Origin of the sequence: Enterobacter cloacae complex sp. CDL013 (genome assembly GCF_049238805.1) — a bacterium.
Classification (GTDB): domain Bacteria; phylum Pseudomonadota; class Gammaproteobacteria; order Enterobacterales; family Enterobacteriaceae; genus Enterobacter; species Enterobacter hormaechei_C.
This window is the reverse complement of sequence record NZ_JBMKGT010000007.1, coordinates 265,783-285,258: the sequence shown is the minus strand read 5'-3', so window position 1 is coordinate 285,258 and position 19,476 is coordinate 265,783. Positions and strand designations below refer to the sequence as shown.

The 19,476-nt window shown below is 56.3% G+C and carries 15 protein-coding genes and 1 pseudogene; 8 read left to right on the top strand and 8 right to left on the bottom strand.

All coding sequences use genetic code 11. The annotated features are described in order from the left end of the window. The 3 genes from ACOTXD_RS16440 to ACOTXD_RS16430 are packed head-to-tail and all read right to left on the bottom strand — an operon-like array spanning position 1 to position 6,495. Positions 1 to 2,175, bottom strand: coding sequence for a virulence factor SrfC family protein (locus tag ACOTXD_RS16440; protein WP_061856080.1), 2,175 nt, complete (start codon positions 2,173 to 2,175; stop codon positions 1 to 3). Further along, positions 2,172 to 5,153 (bottom strand): virulence factor SrfB, encoded by a 2,982-nt coding sequence (locus ACOTXD_RS16435; RefSeq protein ID WP_061856081.1) that lies wholly within the window; start codon positions 5,151 to 5,153, stop codon positions 2,172 to 2,174. The genes ACOTXD_RS16440 and ACOTXD_RS16435 overlap by 4 nt, the downstream gene beginning before the upstream one ends. A 4-nt stretch (positions 5,154 to 5,157) precedes the next feature. After that, the gene (locus tag ACOTXD_RS16430) at positions 5,158 to 6,495 is read right to left on the bottom strand and encodes an SrfA family protein (RefSeq protein WP_061856082.1); all 1,338 of its coding nucleotides are present in this window, start codon (positions 6,493 to 6,495) and stop codon (positions 5,158 to 5,160) included. Between the two features lie 282 nt (positions 6,496 to 6,777). Here ACOTXD_RS16430 and ACOTXD_RS16425 point away from each other — a divergent pair, with 282 nt between their 5' ends. Both ACOTXD_RS16425 and ACOTXD_RS16420 read left to right on the top strand, forming a co-directional pair. Then, positions 6,778 to 8,376, top strand: coding sequence for an ABC transporter substrate-binding protein (locus tag ACOTXD_RS16425; RefSeq protein WP_061856083.1), 1,599 nt, complete (start codon positions 6,778 to 6,780; stop codon positions 8,374 to 8,376). Between the two features lie 74 nt (positions 8,377 to 8,450). Next, the gene (locus ACOTXD_RS16420; RefSeq protein WP_003856971.1) at positions 8,451 to 8,684 is read left to right on the top strand and encodes a YdcY family protein; all 234 of its coding nucleotides are present in this window, start codon (positions 8,451 to 8,453) and stop codon (positions 8,682 to 8,684) included. A 3-nt stretch (positions 8,685 to 8,687) separates the two neighbouring features. Here the strand turns inward: ACOTXD_RS16420 and ACOTXD_RS16415 are convergent, their stop codons facing one another. Together ACOTXD_RS16415 and ACOTXD_RS16410 are read right to left on the bottom strand one after the other, a co-directional pair. After that, on the bottom strand, positions 8,688 to 9,137 hold the full coding sequence (locus ACOTXD_RS16415) for a DMT family transporter (RefSeq protein WP_003856973.1): 450 nt from the start codon (positions 9,135 to 9,137) through the stop codon (positions 8,688 to 8,690). Then, complete coding sequence (locus tag ACOTXD_RS16410) at positions 9,134 to 9,652, bottom strand: GNAT family N-acetyltransferase (RefSeq protein WP_050870535.1); 519 nt, start codon at positions 9,650 to 9,652, stop codon at positions 9,134 to 9,136. The genes ACOTXD_RS16415 and ACOTXD_RS16410 overlap by 4 nt, the downstream gene beginning before the upstream one ends. A gap of 148 nt (positions 9,653 to 9,800) precedes the next feature. Between ACOTXD_RS16410 and ACOTXD_RS16405 the strand changes: the two genes are divergently transcribed. The 3 genes from ACOTXD_RS16405 to ACOTXD_RS16395 all read left to right on the top strand — a co-directional run bounded on the left by ACOTXD_RS16405 (position 9,801) and on the right by ACOTXD_RS16395 (position 12,405). Beyond that, positions 9,801 to 10,376, top strand: coding sequence for a helix-turn-helix domain-containing protein (locus tag ACOTXD_RS16405; RefSeq protein WP_061856084.1), 576 nt, complete (start codon positions 9,801 to 9,803; stop codon positions 10,374 to 10,376). Between the two features lie 66 nt (positions 10,377 to 10,442). Further along, the gene (locus ACOTXD_RS16400; RefSeq protein WP_061856085.1) at positions 10,443 to 11,477 is read left to right on the top strand and encodes an NADP-dependent oxidoreductase; all 1,035 of its coding nucleotides are present in this window, start codon (positions 10,443 to 10,445) and stop codon (positions 11,475 to 11,477) included. A 259-nt stretch (positions 11,478 to 11,736) separates the two neighbouring features. Then, positions 11,737 to 12,405, top strand: coding sequence for a GntR family transcriptional regulator (locus tag ACOTXD_RS16395; RefSeq protein ID WP_003856981.1), 669 nt, complete (start codon positions 11,737 to 11,739; stop codon positions 12,403 to 12,405). Positions 12,406 to 12,528: 123 nt separating this feature from the next. Here ACOTXD_RS16395 and pqqU read toward each other — a convergent pair whose 3' ends face one another. Then, complete coding sequence (gene pqqU / locus ACOTXD_RS16390; RefSeq protein WP_421766465.1) at positions 12,529 to 14,646, bottom strand: TonB-dependent receptor PqqU; 2,118 nt, start codon at positions 14,644 to 14,646, stop codon at positions 12,529 to 12,531. Positions 14,647 to 14,892: 246 nt separating this feature from the next. Here pqqU and ACOTXD_RS16385 point away from each other — a divergent pair, with 246 nt between their 5' ends. Continuing rightward, positions 14,893 to 15,954 (top strand): YncE family protein, encoded by a 1,062-nt coding sequence (locus ACOTXD_RS16385; RefSeq protein WP_023324693.1) that lies wholly within the window; start codon positions 14,893 to 14,895, stop codon positions 15,952 to 15,954. 93 nt (positions 15,955 to 16,047) lie between these two features. On the opposite strand, the gene ansP is transcribed toward ACOTXD_RS16385, so the two are convergent. Continuing rightward, the gene (gene ansP / locus ACOTXD_RS16380; RefSeq protein ID WP_022648235.1) at positions 16,048 to 17,544 is read right to left on the bottom strand and encodes an L-asparagine permease; all 1,497 of its coding nucleotides are present in this window, start codon (positions 17,542 to 17,544) and stop codon (positions 16,048 to 16,050) included. A 327-nt stretch (positions 17,545 to 17,871) separates the two neighbouring features. Next, positions 17,872 to 18,291 (bottom strand): annotated as a pseudogene (locus tag ACOTXD_RS16375) (LysR substrate-binding domain-containing protein); the annotation flags it as partial. A 126-nt stretch (positions 18,292 to 18,417) separates the two neighbouring features. Here ACOTXD_RS16375 and ACOTXD_RS16370 point away from each other — a divergent pair. Both ACOTXD_RS16370 and ACOTXD_RS16365 read left to right on the top strand, forming a co-directional pair. Continuing rightward, the gene (locus ACOTXD_RS16370) at positions 18,418 to 18,816 is read left to right on the top strand and encodes a (R)-mandelonitrile lyase (protein ID WP_023314200.1); all 399 of its coding nucleotides are present in this window, start codon (positions 18,418 to 18,420) and stop codon (positions 18,814 to 18,816) included. A 71-nt stretch (positions 18,817 to 18,887) separates the two neighbouring features. Then, complete coding sequence (locus ACOTXD_RS16365; RefSeq protein WP_023314199.1) at positions 18,888 to 19,427, top strand: shikimate kinase; 540 nt, start codon at positions 18,888 to 18,890, stop codon at positions 19,425 to 19,427. Positions 19,428 to 19,476 lie beyond the last annotated feature (49 nt).

Sequence of the window (19,476 nt, the reverse complement as noted above, 5' to 3'; positions counted from 1 at the left end):
TTAAGACAGCAAGGCAGACAAGGCTTTCCGTGCCGCAGGCTGAACGTCATACGGACACTGATAATCCACGTTCTCAATCGCGCGGGTGTAGAGCGCAACCAACCAGTCATAGACATAGGCTGTCGCCGCATGGACAGGCTGCTCGCCAAGTCGGGTAAGACGGGGTGAGGCGCTGCTCACAACGGGCGTCACAAAAATTGGCTCACCTTTGCGGATCCGGCTTGCAGGCCGTTCAGAGACGGGTGTCAGTTCATAGCCAAGCCAGCTAATGAAATTGCCTGTCGCGGCATGCAGCTGCGCGGCGCTGCTTTTATCTTTTTCTGCAATGCGTTGCAGTTGCAGCGGCAGATCCAGCCGGTAGCTGGTAACGATCAGCACATCCGCAATCTGCTGTAGTACCTCTGCGTCCAGGCCCAGACGGGCAGCCGCCGCGTCGTTGCGACTCCACTGACGAAGATGGTTAACCCACACGTTATGGGCCAGCCGCGCTTTGTCTTTGGTCTGCAACGCGCCTGGATTTTCCTGCGTCTCTTCCGCAAACAGATCGATAACATCGTTAAACAGGCCGTTGACCTGTTCCTCACGAGGCTGGTGGACGGTCAGCAGCGTCTCAAACGCGTTTAACGGCGGCAGAAGCCCCTCAAGCAGTTCACCATGACGAGCGGCACTGCCTTGCAGCGTTCGGACCATTTTTTCGGCCATTGCCCGCCCTGCGCCTGGCTCCTGAGTGAGAGGCGCGACATATGGGCGCATCAGCGTTGACAGCGACTCTTGTAACAGCTTTTTCAGCGCGCGGAGACGCTTCTGGCGCTGTGCCGGCAGGGTAGCCTGCGACAGCCACTCAATCACTCGCTGCATGCTGTGGCTATCGAGCGCCTGAAGCGTGCCCCAGCGCAGACCCGGCTGGCCCAGCAATTGCTGCACCGCTTCGTCCAGATTCTGCTTTGTGGTAAACCGCGCATCATGAGGGGTAATGGCCCAGACCAGCCCCGGCAACGCGGATTCTTCAACCGGCTGCGTCTCTTTGACCCAGTTTTGCAAGAGCCTTGCCGTTTTCGCGGTCTGCTGGTGGTGCGCCGTCGCATTGCAGATAACCAGGACATCCGGCTGAATGTGCTGACGATAATGCTCCAGCAACCACAGGCATTTTGCCTGCATCATCAGCGGCGTGTTTTCCTCAGAAATGGCCGGAATATCAATGACGTCAACGTTATCCAGCACGCAGTTCTCAACGGGCAGCACCACTTCGCGGGTCAGAGATGCCAGTACTTCAACGGGCAGGCTAATGGCATTAAGCAGCTCGCCGTTTTTTACCGGATGAAGCAGTGTTTCCTGTGCTTCCGGCACGGTAAACGCCCCGTGAGTAAGAAAGCCTTCGCAGGGTAGACCAAAGCTGTCCACCAGCAGACTCAACGGCGCCGCAAGTGCGCTGGCATGGCTGGTTTGATGCAGCACCTGGGCGAATTTAAGCCACTGCTGGGTTAACTCCTGCTGCTCACCCCACAGCAGAGACCAGACGCTGGCGCGGGTGCTGAGATCAAGCGACGGAACCAGCAGAGCAAACTGGTGCCACAGGGCATCATCAATATGCTGCTTAGCGCCGGGTACTACGCTTTGCCAGAACCGGGCAATGGTCGCGACTTCCCGCGCCGTCATTCCCGGCACGCTCTGCGGTTGACGCAGCGCCCGCCACTTCTCAAGCCGTGCTTCAATCACCGATTTATCCACCGCGCGGATCTGCGGATCCAGCGTGGTGCGCGCGATAAACAGCTGCACCAGCTCGGCCTCCGTTACCAGGCGCAGGCGCAGGGGAAACGCGTCGTCTGCGACCTCGCGGGACGCTCTGCTGAAACGCACGGCCATGTTGGTCGGTGCATGCCCGGGGTTAATATGCGAGAAGTAATCAAAAGTGCGTTGACCCGGCGTTACGTTCAGCCGTTCGTCCCCGCTGCCGCACAGAGCAGCCAGCAGGTGCGCTTTCGCGGCCTGCGAATGGCCATATAGGCCGATACTGCCCTGGCTGACAAGGGCGCGATCGAGCGCCTCTTCACGCGCGCTTAGTGCGTTAAGGCGGGCAAGCAGGGCGTCGGCTTCGTTATCCAGCATCGGGGCGTGCTGTCGCGTCTCGTTGATCCACCCGATTAAGGCCTGTGTGGTGGCAGTCGTCGCAGTCATTTGAGGTATACGCTCCCGCTGTCGATCCAGTAGTGGCTGCCGCTGTGTCGGCGATCGGCCAGAGTATTAAGTTTAAAGGTCAGGGCATCCGGCGGCACTGGCGTGCCGTCCTGTAGCCAGGCATCACTCAGCTCGAAAGATTCCGGACCTTCCTGCTTAGTGCCGCCACGCAGCTTCAGGCGCACGTTCAGTACGCCGTCGCCCGCAATGGCTTTCGCCAGCTCGGCAGAGTTGATGCTCAGGGTATAGAGCGGTGTCGCGGGCCAGCGGGCATTGGCAAGCTGCCGGAAGCCGAGCGTAACGTTGCCGCGCAGCGGGAAGTGCAGACGGGCGTCCAGTTTCGCGCCGGGTTTATCGAGGTCGATATCGTGATACCAGACGTTCTCGTCCCTCAGGGTATTGATCGTGTTATCCAGCACGCCCAGATAGCGCACCGTAGAGTACGCGCCGATATCCGCTGCTTTAAAGTTAAAGCGCGGCAGACGAAGATCCAGCGCCAGGCTACAGAGCATCGCTCCCACCGCAGCGGTGGATTTCGGGTTGCCGATCCGTCCCTGCTGGCTGAACGGATACCATTCATGAACCTGGTATTTATCCAGCCAGACGATGCGGTTGACGGGCACCGGTTGCAGGTGGCGAATCAGGGCCTGAACGCCCGGCAGACAGCCCGGCCGTCCCGTGATCAGCAGGATATCGCAGCTGTAGTGAGAGATCGCCTCACATACCGCATGAAGCGGGGCGGCAAGCGTGAACTGACCCGCCAGCATGGCGTCCCGCATCTCCCGAAAGCTGACGTGCAGCGGTACGCTGAACAGATCAAAGTGTTCTGAGCCGGCAGGCAACGCATGGTCAATCGCCTGCTGGAGATAATTCATCACGTTGCGCGTCGGTTTTTGCGTAAGCAGGTCGCCAAAGGTGGCATGCAGCCCGGCCAGCGGATCGTCAACATCGCTCGATTCCCACGCCGCCAGGATCGCGTGACCTATCGGCATAAAAAGCTGAAGCGCCGTCTGCTGGCGCAGGACCGCCTGGGTATCGATCCGCCCGGAATCACCGAACAGGGATGCCATCAGTTGGGAGGCATCGGCTATGCCGGATTTCTGAAGCTGGGTTTGCAGCGCGGGCAGAACGTAGCGCTGGATCACGTCCAGCAGCGTATCATCGCCAGCGACCTTGAACCCTTCGCGGAACAGCAGCTGCGGGGTGATTTTGACGTTATTTCCGGAACCATCATCTAACTGATAGTGCGTGATGGCCATATCCGTCGTGCCGCCGCCGATATCAATCGAGGCCACGCGCAGCGCACGCCCCGGCAGGACGCCAGGCTCAGGCGCGCGATCCGGACGGGCGAGGGAGGCGAAAAAGGCCTCGGTCTGGCCACCGAAGTGGGAGATGGCTTCGTTATACAGCCATACCAGCTGGCCGCAGCTGGCCTCGTCCCACTCCATCTGGATCTCAGGGACCGGCACCACGCTTTTTTCCTGCTGTTTGCGGCTGGCAAAATCTTCATCCTGCGGGTGCCAGCCCATCGCTTTCCAGACGATGGCGATGGCTTCGAACATGCGGCCACGGAAAATCTCGCGCTCCTGTTTCGGCATTGCCGAAGGCAGGGTGAGGATCAGCGTCCGCAGCTGGCGGGGAGAGGCCGGGAAGCCGAGCCGCAAGCGGGTGGCCACGCTGTTAATCTGGCCAAGCGCCTGAGCCAGCAGCTCGCAGAGCATGTGCGTCATCAGGGTGCTGCGGCTGTACTGCGGAGAGAACACCGGCAGACGCTCATCCTGCGGCAGCGTAAAGAGTGGTTCCCCGTCGTCGTTCATCAGGTTCATCAGCGGAAACGCAGTTGCCAGCGGTTCGCGCTGGGTTTTGCTGTTCATCTGGCTAAAGCGCCAGTCCTGCACCACCGGCGTCTCGTCCCACAGATAGCGACGCGGGCTGGAAATTCCACTGTTGCCTTCCGTGCCCAGACGCTGCATTGCCAGCTTACGCGCTTCATCACCCACGCGGACAATGGACGGCCAGACGAATGCATCCTCCCGGCCGCTTTCCACCGAGAAGTGCTGCTTGCCAAAACGCGCTTCGGAAAATTCAAGACGGCTGGTAAACAGCGGCTCATTCAGGAACTGTGGCTCACTCAGAGATCGTACCTGAAGTTCAGCCGTCTGGCGCAGGCCGTCGTTGGCATCACCATGATCTTCAATAATCACGCCGCAGGTGTGGGTGTTGCCTACGTCAAGGATCAGATCGACAGGAATAGCAGGGGTGCTCAGGGTATGGGTGACAAACTTCACTTCCGGCACGGTGAGTTGTTCCCCGAGCATGGAGAGCAGGTTGAGCCAGTGTGCCTGATATTCAAAGCTGCGCATGGCCTGATGCAGCTCGCGCTCGGAGCGTTTTTCAACCCCGTCGGCAAACTGCGTAAAGGCTTCGCGCAGCCAGCCGTCAATCCAGGTCTGGTCAAGGAAACTCTCAACCTCACTGTCGCGCCAGGCGAGCGCGAAACGCGTGCCGTTAAGGATATCGTTTTCAACCGGCGACAGGGCAGACGTCGCATGCTCTGCAATCTGGCTGTCGAGCGCGACGGTGACCCGGTGCGTATTGCCAGCCGCGTCGGGCGTGGAAAGCTTTCGTACCTGGACGCGCGCCCAGTTATCCGGACCATCAACAAACGTCCGCGGCGGGTTAAAGCGCAGGAAAGGGAGCGGCAGCCAGACGCCGTCCAGCACGTTCAGGGAGTTATGCAGTGGAATGGTGCTTTCAGGCTTGACCACTTCCGGCTGCCCGCCATCGGTGGCAGGCAGCGTGTACCGGCCGTTAACCAGATCAAAATCCAGGCGCAACAGCGGGCCATTTGCCGTTTTACGCACGAAACGCCCGTTGCTGGCGGTGTCCTGCGGAGTCAGGCCAAAATCGAGAAACTGCACGCCGCTGTTAGCAATCAGCGTCACGCTCTGTTTATAGTCGCAAAGATTAACCAGCATAGGATCAGACACCTGCTTTCTTGAACGTCAGAGGAACGATGGTGTTGGCATCGTAACGTGCGGTGCATTCCGCCACGTCGCTGGCACCTGCCTTACAGGTCACTTCCGGCATCGGATAGCGTGAACCGTCGGTGCAACGAGCGTTTCCGCGCGTTTTGATCAACAGCTCGCCGTTGCTGTGTAATCCGGAAAAGACGTCTACCCGGCAGACAATGTTGTCGCCATGCACAACCCGGGCGAACCCTTTATTGTTCTGGATCTGGTAGCGCAGCGACGGCGGTTTGCCGGTGAGCGGATCCTGCACATCGAGAAACGCGCGCCAGGTGCCATTCAGGAAGCGCGTTAACCCCGCTTTGACCTGGTTTGCCTCCATCACCATCGCATCTTTCGGTATCGCGGTAATGACCACTGGTTCGGCTGCCGGTGCAGGCGTTTTCACCTTCGGCTCTACCACTTCGGCCTGGTGCAGCGGGAGTTTCAGCTCAAGCGGCTCGACCGTCTTTACGGGGGCCGGAGCAATGGCGACAGGCACTGGCGCTGGTGTGGCAACAGGCGCTGCGGTCGGGGCCTGTTTTGGCCAAAGCAGCGGGGTGGCAATGGCCGCAATAATGACGGCGGCAACCGGCAGCAACCACAGGGGGGAGCGACGTTTTTTCTGCATGGCCGCCGGTGCGGGCTCTGGCGGCGCGGCGTTCATGCGCACCGGCTCTGGCGTATACAGTTCATCTTCGGTGATACGGACGGAAGCCACAGGCGTGATAAGCGGCGCGTCGGCCTGCTTAAAGGTCACTACCGGGGCCGGTTCTTGCTCCTGTTCAGGTTCAGGCTCGTTAATCACCACTGGCTCAGGTTCAGGGACCAACGATTCGCGCAGGCAGTCCAGCACGTCGTCGCGCGCGTTCTCGTTAAGATTGACGAAACCCCAGAAGCAGATCACCGGTTTGCCATCCACCAGGAAAACAAAGTTTTCACCGGGAAACTGAAAGGCTTTTGAGAGCAGAGAGCCAAACAGTTGCTGCGCCGTTTTCGGTGACTGAAGGCATTTTTTACTCAGAGACTCCACGCTGGCGAGCGTGTTTTCCAGATAGCGTAGGGCGCGATAACGATCATCTTCATCCGCCGCCTTCCAACTGGAGACGGTTCCCTCAACCGGGGAGTACCAGTCAACGCGATCGCCGCCGTCGTAGACCTGGGGGATGGCCAGACAATCGACGATAGCCTGTTGTTTGCGCAACCGAAGCGCTTCGCGGATTTGCAGCGCTGATTCAAAAACGGCCTGTCCGCCGCCACCAACGGCCTGAAAATCATCCAGATTACCGCTGCGTAAAAGTGTTTTTGCCACGATTTGGTCCTGTAGACTTCTTCACGCCATTACTTTAACGAAACAGCTAAGCAAGCAAACGGCGGAGGAGACGATAAAAGGGACGATTTCTTGTGGCATTGATCGTGGTGGTTGTGCTTGACGAATAATGAACCTTAAGGCAAATCGGTTTCTGCGGGGTGATGCTAAAACCAGCGAAATGTACGGCTTTAGAATAACCTGATAGTGATTCGTTATTTGTCAGGCCAATACGTCTGTGCTGTTATTACTGTTCACTATAATAAAACCGAAAGGGTAATAACCATGTCTACAGGGAAAACCGTGCTCGCCCTCGCGCTGAGCGCGCTGCTACCGGCAAGCGCCGCATGGGCGGCAAATAAAGACACCATTATATACTGCTCCGAGGCGTCGCCGGAGTCGTTTAACCCGCAGATCGCCAGCTCTGGACCTTCGTTTGTCGCCAGCTCGCAAACGCTGTATAACCGTCTGATTAACTTCGACCCGGTAAAAAACACGCCGGTGCCTTCTCTGGCCGAGTCGTGGACCATTTCGCCAGACGGCAAAACATACACGTTTACCCTGCGTAAAGGGGTAAAATTCAACAGCAATAAATACTTCAAACCTACCCGTGATTTTAACGCTGATGACGTTATTTTCTCCGTTATGCGTCAGAAAGACCCTAAGCATCCCTATCACAATGTTTCCCAGGGTAATTACGAATACTTTAATGACGTGGGCCTCGACAAGCTCATTCAGGATGTGAAAAAGATCGACGATTATCACGTCCAGTTCACGCTGAGCGAACCCAACGCGGCGTTCATGGCCGACTGGGGAATGGACTTCGCCTCGATCCTCTCTGCCGAGTACGCGGACGCGATGCTGAAAAAGGGGACACCTGAAAATGTGGACACCTGGCCAATCGGCACCGGCCCGTATGTGCTTCAGCAGTACAAGGTGGATTCGCTGATCCGCTACCTCGCTAATCCGAACTACTGGGACGGTGAGGTGCCGACCAAACACCTGATCTTCTCCATCACGCCAAACGTTGAGACGCGTCTGGCGAAGCTGCAAACGAACGAGTGTCAGATCATTCCTGCGCCGTCGCCGGTGCAGTTTGAAGCGATCAAGAAAAACAAAGACCTGACCCTGCACTCGGTGGATGCGCTGAACGTGGGGTACCTGGCGTTCAACACGGAGAAAAAACCGTTTGATAACGTGCTGGTGCGCCAGGCTCTGAATTACGCGACGGACAAAAAGGCCATTGTGAACGCGGTCTTTATGGGGTCTGGTACGGTCGCTAAATCGCCGATCCCGCCGAACATGCTCGGCTTTAATAAAGACCTGAAGGATTACGGCTACGATCCGGAAAAAGCGAAAGCGCTGCTAAAGCAGGCGGGTCTGGAGAAGGGCGCGGAAGTGACCCTCTGGTCCATGCCGGTTCAGCGTCCGTACAACCCGAACTCGCGACGCATTGCGGAGATGATCCAGGCTGACTGGGCGAAAGTGGGTGTGAAGGCGAAAATCGTCTCTTACGAGTGGGGTGAGTACCTTTCCGGCATGCGTAAAGGCGAGCATGATTCCGCGCTGTTCGGCTGGATGTCTGATAACGGCGATCCGGACAACTTCGCCGATGTGCTGCTGGGTTGTAACAGCATCAAAACCGGATCTAACGCCGCGCGCTGGTGTGATAAGGGGTATGATGAGCTGGTGCAAAAGGCCAAACTGACCAGCAACCCGGACGAACGTGCGAAGCTGTATGGACAGGCACAGGAGATTTTCTATCAGCAGGCACCGTGGATTGCGTTAGCTAACGGCAAAACGTTCTACGCGACCCGCAGCAACGTGACCGGGTACAGCGTGAGTCTGATGGGCAGTGACTTCTCGAAAGCGAAGCTGAACTGATCGTATTCTTGCCGGGGGGCGGCTATGCCTTACCCGGCCTACAGTTAGCACCCGGCACGTGATAAGGAGTGACAATGTCACATTTAAACAAAGTTATCGCCCGCGTCGATGCCACCATCGAAGAGAGCGTGATTACCCACATGAACGAACTGCTGATCGAATTAAGCGACGATGCAGAGCTCAGCCGTGAAGATCGTTATACCCAGCAGCAGCGCCTGCGTACCGCGATTGCGCATCATGGCAAGCAACATAAAGAAGAGGCGGAGGCACGCCATGCCCACCTCACGCAGGGTGGGACTATCCTGTAAGGGTTAAAACTGGCGCCGTGCCACCAGCCAGGCGCCAACCACCAGCATCACTGCGCCGCAGACCGGGCCAACCAGCGCGCGCAGGGGAACGCCGTTGCTCTTGAGGATGTCCATCACCAGACCGCCAATCAGCTGGCTTGCCACCAGTACGGCAATGGTCGTTGCCGCGCCCACATTCTGATATCCGCTAATACTGGCAAAGACAAAAAATGACCCCAGCAGGCCGGGGATCAGCGTCCACCAGCGCACCGTTGACGCCAGTTCGTTAAACCCCGCCATGCCATTTTTCACCAGCAACATGCTGACAAACAACACAATCCCCACCAGCGAGTTCAGCAGCATGGCGATAAGAATGGTGGAAGAGGATTGCGTAATGCGCACCATAAGGGTGTTTTGTACCACCAGCCCAATCCCGGCGGCCACCAGAAATGCTAACGTCAACGATTGATTCATGGCAGAGCATCCGGATCGCTGCGCTCATCGAGCTGGAGTTGCATAAAGGTTAAATCCAGCCAGCGACCGAATTTGGTTCCTACCTGCGGCATATTTCCGGTGGTAATAAAGCCCAGGGTTTCATGCAGATGAATCGACGCCTGGTTCTGCGCCTCAATACCGGCAACCATCACATGTTTACCAATCTGGCGGGCTTCCTTAATTAATTCCATCATTAGCAGTCGACCAATGCCTTTGCCCTGATGATCGGGATGAACGTAAACCGAGTGCTCCACCGTATGGCGAAAACCGTCGAATGCTCGCCAGTCGCCAAATGAGGCGTATCCCGTCACTACACCTTCTTCTTCACTGACCAGCACCGGATAACCCAACAGCGTGCGCGCCTCAAACCATGCAATACGGTTATCGGTATCGACAGTTGTATCGTTCCAGATTGCGGCGGTGTGCAGCACCGCATGGTTATAAATTTCACCGATAGCGGCACAATCTTCTTTGCAGGCATGACGAACAATCATGGTTAACCTCTGGCTGTGTTGTTCACTATAGTAGTATGATTTTCTCACAATATTACACAGTTCATGTATTCCATCGCTACGACAAAATCCCTGTTTTTTTGTCACAAAACTGCCCCGAAAAACCATCCGTACACTATAGTATGACGTCATGAATACAATGACAGACAATATGAATCAACGCATTAGCGCCCGCATACGCCTTGAACGCGAGTCGCGTGGCTGGTCATTAAGCGAACTGGCCGAACGGGCAGGTATCTCACGCGCCATGATCCATAAGATTGAACGGGGTGACAGTAGCCCAACGGCGACGCTGCTTGCGCGGTTATCCGGTGCCTTCGGTATTAGCATGTCTACGCTCATTGCGCGCGCGGAAATGCAGGAGGGCAAACTATTACGTCTGGCGAACCAGCCCGTCTGGCGCGATCCGCAAACCCACTATTTGCGTCGTCATGTGTCGCCGCGCACCGATATGCCTATCGACCTCGTCCAGGTGGAGCTACCCGCAGGCAGCGATGTGCCGATGCCCGCTTCCTCTTACGCGCTGGCGCGACAGCTGATTTGGTTGCAGGCAGGTGAACTGGTCTTTCTGGAGGGGGATGCCCGCCATGAAATGAAGGCCGGAGATTGTCTGGAACTCGGGCCGCCGAACGACTGCCGGTTTATCAACGAAACGGATGAATCGTGCCTCTATCTGGTCGTGCGGCTTAATCAGTCCGGCTCATAATGCAAAGGCGATCCGCTGGATAACGTGCCAGACTTGAATGACATTTTCAGCAGTAAGGAGCGAAGAATGAATCAATCAACTACGCAAAACCGACGCTGGGTACTGGCTTCCCGTCCACACGGCGCGCCGGTTGCCGAAAATTTCCGCCTGGAAGAGCAGCCGATCCCCACGCCCGCAGAGGGACAGGTGTTATTACGCACCGTATGGCTCTCGCTTGATCCGTACATGCGGGGCCGTATGAGCGATGCGCCATCCTATTCACCTCCTGTAGAGATTGGCGCGGTGATGGTGGGCGGCACGGTAAGCCGCGTCGAGACCTCCCGCCATCCGGATTATAAAGAGGGTGAATGGGTGCTGGGTTACAGCGGCTGGCAGGAGTATGAACTGTCCGACGGGCAGGGGCTGGTGAAGCTGGGTGAAAAACCGTCGCATCCTTCATGGGCACTCGGCGTGCTCGGGATGCCGGGCTTCACCGCGTATATGGGGCTGCTCGATATCGGCCAGCCTCAGGCAGGGGAAACCCTCGTCGTGGCGGCGGCCACGGGGCCGGTTGGCGCAACGGTGGGGCAGATCGGAAAAATCAAAGGGTGCCGGGTCATCGGCGTGGCTGGCGGGGAGGAGAAATGCCGTCATGCGGTCGACGTGCTCGGTTTCGACGCCTGTCTGGATCACCATGCGGATGATTTTGCCGAACAGCTGGCGAAAGCCTGCCCGCAGGGCATTGACGTGTATTATGAAAACGTCGGCGGTAAAGTCTTTGACGCCGTACTGCCGCTCCTGAATACCTCCGCGCGCGTGCCGGTTTGCGGACTGGTCAGCGGCTACAACGCGACCAACCTGCCGGAGGGGCCGGATCGCTTGCCGCTGCTGATGGGGACCATCCTGAAAAAACGCATCCGCATGCAGGGCTTTATCATCGCTCAGGACTATGGTCATCGTATCGGCGAGTTCCAGCAGGAAATGGGACGCTGGGTGAAGGAAGGCAAAATACACTATCGCGAGCAGGTCACCGAAGGGCTGAACGCGGCGCCGGAGGCGCTGATTGGGCTGCTGGAAGGGAAAAACTTCGGCAAGGTCGTGATCCGCGTGGCGGCGGACTAAACAGAGCATCGGTTATGGCGGGCAAAGTCCGCCATAATTATTTGTGAAGATACGATATATTGTCTTTAATTAATCCATAAGCATTGCGCGCCATCGGCCCAGCTGAGCCAGAAGTGGTAAACGTAATAGTAATTAAACAATTTTTATTTTAACGCGCGCCCTTCATACCAGGCATGACGATACAGGATATATCAAACCGGCGATATTTTTTTAAACAGTCGCTGAAAATGGCATTTTGTTTTGGCTACGGGAATTAAACATGCTTGATTTGGAAAACCTGGAAAAAGCACAAAGAATCAGTCTGACGATGCAAGTTGAGAACAGTTTAAAGGGAGCGTTAATTACGGGCTCATTAAAACCTGGGGCTCGACTCATCACGAAAGAGATTGCGGATAAATTAGGCACCAGCATCACACCAGTGCGCGAAGCCCTGCTGCGCCTGGTGTCGGCAGGCGCATTACAGGCCACGCCTGCTCAGGCGTTTTTGGTGCCAGAGGTTACGCTGGAGCGTTATAACGAAATTAACGCCATCCGAAAACAGCTTGAGCCGATGGCCGTTGCGGCGGCGTGTCAGAATATGACCGAGACCAAACTGGATGCATTACGCGCGCTGTCAGATAACTTCAGCACCGCCATGCATCAGGGCGACGTGCAGAAGGCGATCCATGCCAACCGCGTGTTCCGGTTTACGCTCTATCAGTATGCCGAAATGCCGACCCTGAACTCGCTGATTGAGCAGCTATGGGTACGGATTGGTCCGTGTATCAACTACCTGCACGAAGAGATGAAAGATATCCCTGCCACGACTTACCATTATGCCGATCTGCTTTCTGCGCTTGAGCAAAGGGACGTGACGGCCAGTCGGGAAGCGATCGACCGAGCCATTGATGAAGCCAATATCCTCCTGCAACGGCAATACTACAGTTAAGGATCGCACTGGCGCACTTATTTTTTTATTCGTTTTAAAGTTCCCTGAGTATATTCCCGGCGCTTAAGGCTACCGGGAATGATGTTATTTTTTTACCGGCAACGTGCGCTGCCGGAAAATGTTTTACTCAAAGCGATAAGAGACCGACAGGCCCACGCCATAGTTACGGCCAGGGGCGGGTTCGTAATAGCGATTGTAGCCGGCGTTTACAATCTCTGAACCGACGTACTCTTTATCGAACAGGTTATCGACGCGACCAAAGATGTCCATTCCCCATTTGCCGTAATTGAGTTTATACCCGGTATTCAGACCGACCACGGTATAAGAGGGCGCTTTGGCGGTATTGGTGTCGTTTGCCATCACGTCGCTCATGTAGCGGGCATCTGCCCCCGCGTACCAGCCTTCCTCAGGCTCCCAGCCAAACGACGCATACCCCATATTACGGGCAATCCCCGGCATTCGGTTGCCGCTACAATCTGCTTTATCGCAGACGTTGGTACGGTAGGTCGCGTCAAGGTAGGTCCACGCCATTTTCAGCTTCCAGTTCTCGGCAAACTGCTGATCGAGCGCAATTTCCACACCCTGACGGCGCGTTTTCCCCGCATTTTTGTAGGTAGTGCGACCATCTTTGTTTTCGTCTACCACGATCTCGTTGTCGGTATCCGTGCGGAACAGCGCCGCCGTCAGGATGCCATTGCCGATGCGGGTTTTGCTGCCAATCTCATAGGTGTTGTTGGTTGACGGTTGCAGGTTGATATTGAGGCCGCCTTTGCCATCAGAACGGTATGAGAGTTCGTTGATGGTAGGGGTCTCAAATCCCCGTCCCGCCGCGGCATACAGGTTCCAGGCGTCGGTCACGGCGTATTTCACCGCACCAGCCGGGAGCCATTTATGGTAGCTGGCGTCACCGCTGTCATCGCCGTTTTGCGAGGTAATGTAATGATCGTTGGAGTCAAACCAGACGGAGCTGTAACGCACGCCCGCCTCAACGGACAGCTTTTGCGTGAGCTGCCATTGGGTTTGCAGGTAGGGATCAAGGTTCCACATCAGGTTACGTTCGTCACGGCGTTTGTTACCCTTCACGCCAAAATCCGGCACGCCGTTGTTCATCACGAAGTTTTCATACCCGCGGCGATTTTCACTCATATTTTCGTAGTTCAGGCCGGTGGTAAACATTACCGGCACCAGCAGCTCACCGCGGTGGGTCCAGCGGGTATCAATACCCTGATAGTGGCGCTGCATATCAATTACGCCACCCGAATGCGCAGGATTTTCAGTCTGCGCGGTATCCGGAATGGACTGGTACTGGGTCATTTCACGCTCACCGGCGTACATCATCACGCTGAGGTCGTCCTGTTCGCTCAACTGACGGTCGTAGCGGATCCCGGCCTGGGTCTGCTTAATGGTTTTACGCGTGTTGTACTGATCGCCACGGGGTGACTGGCGTGGGTTGTTCTGCCACTCCTGATAACTCAGTCCGCCCGGATCGTTGGCTTTCATGTCGACGCTGTTAAAAATCAGCGTTAGCTTGCTGACATCATCAATGCGTACGCCCAGTTTCGCATTGGCGAGGTTTTTCCGTGCGCCGCTGTGGTCGCGATAGCCATGGGTGGTGAAGCGGGTTGTGGATACCGCATAGTCCACATCCCCCGCCTGAGTCCCGTCGCCCACTGCACCGGTGGCCTTCATGCCGTAACGCCAGGTGCCGTAACTGCCGTAATAGCTGCTGGCTTCAATTGTGGCTGGCTGTTGTCCGGTCTGGGTGTTGATGTTGATTACGCCGCCGGAGGCATTGCCGTACAGGGCAGAGAAGGGGCCGCGCAGCACGTCGACGCTCTCAATGCTGTTGAGGTCTATGTTTGACGTCTGCCCCTGGCCGTCGGGCATGGTTGCCGGAATGCCGTCCACGTACATGCGGATCCCGCGTACGCCGAAGGTTGAACGCGCGCCGAATCCGCGAACGGAAAGTTGCAGATCCTGAGCATAGTTCTGGCGGTTCTGGATTTGCAGGCCAGGCACGCTCCCAAGGGATTCAGAAAGGTTGATGCGCGGTGTGGCATGTCGCATATCCTCGCCGCTCACCACGCTGACTGCGGCCGGGGTGTCCAGTTCGGAGACAGTTTGCGGCGTGGCGCTGACGATCAGGGTCTGTTCATCCGCGGCCATCGCACTCAGCGGGCCAAAAATGACGGGAGCGAACAGCAGGGGTAGTGATGCCTTGCGGGCAGTAATAATTTTCATGGAGTAAACCGGTTAAGAAAAATTCGAACCAAATCAACTGGAACCTGTGTATATATGTTAAATCCTTTGTAAATGTTATGAAAACTATAACCGCACATTTCGTGAATGTAAGGCTTTGAAGGAAAGAAATACTCCACATTCAACTGATTAATGATTACTATTCTCATTAAAATAACGGCAAAGCGATGACTTTGCCCACCGGAAGTGATGTCAGCGGTAAATCTCCTCATTTAAAAAGGAATTGTTATGTCTTTACGTCATCTGTGCTCGCCGCGCCTGCGTGGGTCTCTGCTGTTGGGCTCTTTACTGTTTGCCGGTACGTTCCAGGTTCATGCCGCTGAAGAGATGTTGCGCAAAGCGGTCGGCAAGGGCGCGTATGAAATGGCCGTCAGCCAGCAGGAAAATGCGCTGTGGGTTGCGACGTCACAAAGCCGCAAAACCGATAAGGGCGGCGTGGTTTATCGTCTGGATCCGGTCACGCTGGAAGTGACGCAGGCGATTCATAACGATCTCAAGCCGTTTGGCGCCACGATCGATAACGCCACCCAGACGCTGTGGTTCGGTAACACCGTCAACAGCGCCGTGACGGCGATTGACGCCAAAACGAGCGAGGTTAAAGGGCGCCTGGTGCTGGACGATCGCAAGCGTAGCGACACGGTGAAGCCGCTTCAGCCGCGCCAGCTGGTGGCCGATGACACGACCAATACGGTGTACATTACCGGCATCGGCAAGGAGAGCGTGATCTGGGTTGTTGATGGCGCAACGCTGAAGCTGAAGGACACTATCACGAACACCGGCACGTTCAGCACCGGACTGGCGCTGGATGCGAAGGCAAAACGCCTGTATACCACCAATGCGGACGGCGAGCTGGTGACCATTGATACGGCAACCAACAAAATCCTCAGCCGTAAAAAAGTGCAGGATGACGGAAAAGAGCACTTCTACCTGAACCTGAGCCTGGACACTGTCGGCCAGCGTGCGTTTGTGACGGATTCAAAACAGCCAGAAGTGCTGGTGGTGAATCTGAAAGATGGCAGCGTGATGCAGAAAATCGCCGCGCCAGAATCGCTGGCCGTACTGTTTAACCCGGCGCGTAACGAAGCCTATGTGACGCACCGCGAGGCGGGCAAGGTGAGCGTGATTGACGCCAAAACCTACAAAGTGACCAAGACCTACGATACCCCGGTTTACCCGAACAGCCTGGCGCTGTCTGCGGACGGTAAAACGCTGTACGTAACGGTGAAACAGAAATCAACCCGTCAGCAGGAAGCGACCCAGCCTGACGATGTGATTCGTATCGCGCTCTGATGTGGGATTTGCCCGGTGGTGGTGCGCTTACCGGGCATAAAAAAAACATGAAATGCAGGCCGGGTAAGGCGAAGCCGCCACCCGGCTTTTTTATTAACGCGACGTCTCTTCCACCAGCGGACCGTCCTGTTTGTCATCTCCAGGATGAACCGGTGCGGTACTGTGGATTTCATTCACGCGTTTACGAACGCCAAACCAGCCAGCAATCAACAGCACCGCCAGCAGCGGTATTGTGGCGATGGTGTAGGTACCGTTCGGGTAGTCGAAGGCCATCAGCACCAGCACGCTCAGCAGGAACAGCAGGGTAAGCCAGGAGGTCACCGGTGCGCCCGGCAGCTTGAAGCTGACGTCAGCCGCTTTTCCTTCTTTGATCGCTTTGCGCAGACGCATCTGACACACCACAATAAAGGCCCAGGAGGCAATAATGCCCAGTGCAGCGACGTTCAGCACGATCTCAAACACCTGAGACGGCACCAGATAGTTCAGGAACACGCCAAAGATATACACCACCAGAGTGGCCAGAATACCCGCGTAAGGCACCTGCTGCTTGCTCATCTTCGACATAAACTTCGGCGCAGAGCCCCCCATCGACATGGAGCGCAGGATACGGCCCGTCGAATAGAGTCCGGAGTTCAGGCTGGAGAGCGCGGCGGTCAGTACCACGATGTTCATGATGCTGCCCACGTACGGCACGCCCAGCTTAGAGAAGAAGGTTACAAACGGGCTTTGGCCCGCCTGGTATGCGTTCCACGGCAGCAGCAGAACCAGTAGCACCACGGAGCCCACATAGAACAGGCCGATACGCCAGATCACGCTGTTGATGGCTTTTGGCACCATCGTCTGCGGATCTTTGCATTCACCTGCCGCCGTACCGACCAGTTCGATGGAGGCAAAGGCGAACACCACCCCCTGCACCAGAACCAGCGCTGGCAGCAGGCCGTGCGGGAAGAAACCACCGTTATCGGTAATCAGGTGGAAGCCGGTTGCGTTACCGTCCAGCGGTTTACCGGTGCCGAGGAATACGGTCCCGACCACCAGGAAGATCACAATGGCCAGCACCTTAACCAGCGCGAACCAGAACTCCATTTCGGCGAACCATTTCACGCCGATCATGTTCATGGTCCCGACAATTGCCAGCGCTCCGAGGGCGAACACCCACTGCGGCACATCGCCAAACGCGCCCCAGTAGTGCATATACAGCGCAACGGCGGTGATATCGACAATACCGGTCATTGCCCAGTTAACGAAGTACATCCAGCCCGCGACATACGCGGCTTTTTCACCAAGAAACTCGCGGGCGTAAGAGACAAAGCTGCCGCTGGAAGGGCGGTGGAGTACCAGTTCGCCGAGCGCACGAAGGATGAAGAAAGAGAAGATCCCGCACACCAGATAGACCAGGGCGAGAGCGGGGCCAGCCATTTGCAGACGTGCGCCTGCACCTAAAAACAGACCTGTACCGATAGCGCCGCCGATGGCGATCATCTGCACCTGACGGTTGCCCATCGCCTTGTGATAGCCCTCTTCATGAGAGTTCAACCAGCGACGTTTCGCAGCATGATGATCGGCTGCGCTTTTATTGCTTGTTTTCATTGAGTTACCTGTTTGCCTGTCTGAACCATTAACGTGATAGTCCTGCCTGGCAGATGCCGAAACAAACGATTGCTTCTGCGCAGACACATGCTGCCTTTCCAGTCATTCTGTGTATGGATAAGGCAAAACATGGCGAGGCATCCTACCCGCAATTGATAAGCGACGCAAAATATAACCGTGCCGAAAGTGATGCACGTCGAAGGAAATCGTGTGGTCAGAGCAGACGGGGATCACAACGCGCTGAATCGTGGCGTTTTTTTAGGCAAAAAGGTCTGCGAATGCTGATTTAATCATCAGGTTTACTTAATAGTTACTTATAGGTAGAGACTATGTATGCCGCAGGGCTGCAATAAGTAATGCAAAGGCGGTAGTGTGCTGGCGGCGGCTCGGATAATACAGATGGTATCCCGTAAAAGCCGGACACCAGGCTTCAAGCACACCCACTAACCGGCCCTTAGCAAGGGCGTCCTGAACCGCATCTTGCGGAACATACGCCAGCCCCAGACCGTTTTCGGCGGCATCGATGCGCTGCGGCAGGCTGTTGAGGATCAGCTGGCCGTCAACCCGCACGCGCAGCTCACGTCCGTCCCGTTCAAATTCCCAGGCATATAATCCGCCGCGTGTGGGCAGGCGCATATTAATGCAGCGGTGCTGATCGAGCTGCTCCGGCGTTTTCGGTATGCCGAAACGTTGCAAATACTCTGCTGACCCGACAACCGCCATGCGCATGTCCGGCGCAATACGTACCGGTCTTTTAACATGGCGGCTTACTCGATTTATGAATTGAACTCATGGTTCCTTTCTGATTATGCACTCTAATGCTCCCCATGGCTTTACGCTACTGTTAACGCAACAGCAAACGAGGAGTAAATCATGAAAATTATCCGTAGCGGTTCGTTACCTTCCGTTCAGGGTCCAGAGGCCTGGTTTACCGGCAGCGTGCGCATTGACGCGCCTTTCCAGGCGACTGAACCGGCAAAAGTCGGTGGCGCGACCGTCACCTTTGAACCCGGCGCACGTACCGCCTGGCATACGCATCCTCTTGGACAAACGCTGATCGTGACGCAGGGGCGCGGCTGGTTACAGGAGTGGGGGAAAGAGGCGGAACCGCTGAATCAGGGGGATATCGCCTGGATCCCACCCGGCGTGAAGCACTGGCACGGCGCAAGCGCGCAGACGGCGATGACCCATATCGCCATCGCAGAAGCGGTCGACGGGAGTCCGGTGGCGTGGCTGGAGAAGGTCACCGACGAGCAGTATCCGAACGAGTAGTCTGGCGTTTCGTAAACAAATTATTAACGTTATGATTCGATCCGTTTTCTTCAGCATTTGCAGGCGGAACGGTGAAAATCAATATCATAGGTACCAGCGGAAGTGGGAAAAGCACGTTTGGCAGGCGAATCGCGGAGGCGCTGGCTATCCCTTACATTGAGATGGACAGGCTTTACTGGCGAGCGAACTGGCAGGGAACACCGGACGATGAGTTTCTTGCAACCCTGGAAAAAGCGCTCGCCGCCTCGCCTGACTGGGTCCTGGACGGGAATTACAACCGCACACGCGACGTTAAGTGGCGCGACGTCGATCTGGTGGTGTGGATAGATCGTGGGTTTATCCGCACGCTCTGGCAAGCGGTGACGCGGGCCTCCAGACGCGCCTGGCACAAACAGGAGCTCTGGCCCGGCACGGGGAACCGCGAAAGCTTTCGTCGGTCGTTCCTTACCAAGGACTCTATTATCATCTGGACGATCAAAACCTGGCGCAGCAACCGCAAACGCTATCAAGCGGATATGCAAAACCCGCAGTACAAACACATTCGCTTTCTCCGCATTACCCGACGGCAGGATGCCGAAAGACTCATTGCCTCGCTTAAATCACGCCGATGACAGACTCTCTATTGCCGTTTTCCGGCAATCCAAATGTAAATTAATTGTT

Excerpts from the sequence above, each read along its gene's own strand:
- ACOTXD_RS16440 (WP_061856080.1), bottom strand. The coding sequence starts at position 2,175 with ATGACTGCGACGACTGCCACCACACAGGCCTTAATCGGGTGGATCAAC.
- ACOTXD_RS16435 (WP_061856081.1), bottom strand. The coding sequence starts at position 5,153 with ATGCTGGTTAATCTTTGCGACTATAAACAGAGCGTGACGCTGATTGCT.
- ACOTXD_RS16425 (WP_061856083.1), top strand. The coding sequence starts at position 6,778 with ATGTCTACAGGGAAAACCGTGCTCGCCCTCGCGCTGAGCGCGCTGCTA.
- ACOTXD_RS16420 (WP_003856971.1), top strand. The coding sequence starts at position 8,451 with ATGTCACATTTAAACAAAGTTATCGCCCGCGTCGATGCCACCATCGAA.
- ACOTXD_RS16415 (WP_003856973.1), bottom strand. The coding sequence starts at position 9,137 with ATGAATCAATCGTTGACGTTAGCATTTCTGGTGGCCGCCGGGATTGGG.
- ACOTXD_RS16410 (WP_050870535.1), bottom strand. The coding sequence starts at position 9,652 with ATGATTGTTCGTCATGCCTGCAAAGAAGATTGTGCCGCTATCGGTGAA.
- ACOTXD_RS16405 (WP_061856084.1), top strand. The coding sequence starts at position 9,801 with ATGAATACAATGACAGACAATATGAATCAACGCATTAGCGCCCGCATA.
- ACOTXD_RS16400 (WP_061856085.1), top strand. The coding sequence starts at position 10,443 with ATGAATCAATCAACTACGCAAAACCGACGCTGGGTACTGGCTTCCCGT.
- ACOTXD_RS16395 (WP_003856981.1), top strand. The coding sequence starts at position 11,737 with ATGCTTGATTTGGAAAACCTGGAAAAAGCACAAAGAATCAGTCTGACG.
- pqqU (WP_421766465.1), bottom strand. The coding sequence starts at position 14,646 with ATGAAAATTATTACTGCCCGCAAGGCATCACTACCCCTGCTGTTCGCT.
- ACOTXD_RS16385 (WP_023324693.1), top strand. The coding sequence starts at position 14,893 with ATGTCTTTACGTCATCTGTGCTCGCCGCGCCTGCGTGGGTCTCTGCTG.
- ansP (WP_022648235.1), bottom strand. The coding sequence starts at position 17,544 with ATGAAAACAAGCAATAAAAGCGCAGCCGATCATCATGCTGCGAAACGT.
- ACOTXD_RS16370 (WP_023314200.1), top strand. The coding sequence starts at position 18,418 with ATGAAAATTATCCGTAGCGGTTCGTTACCTTCCGTTCAGGGTCCAGAG.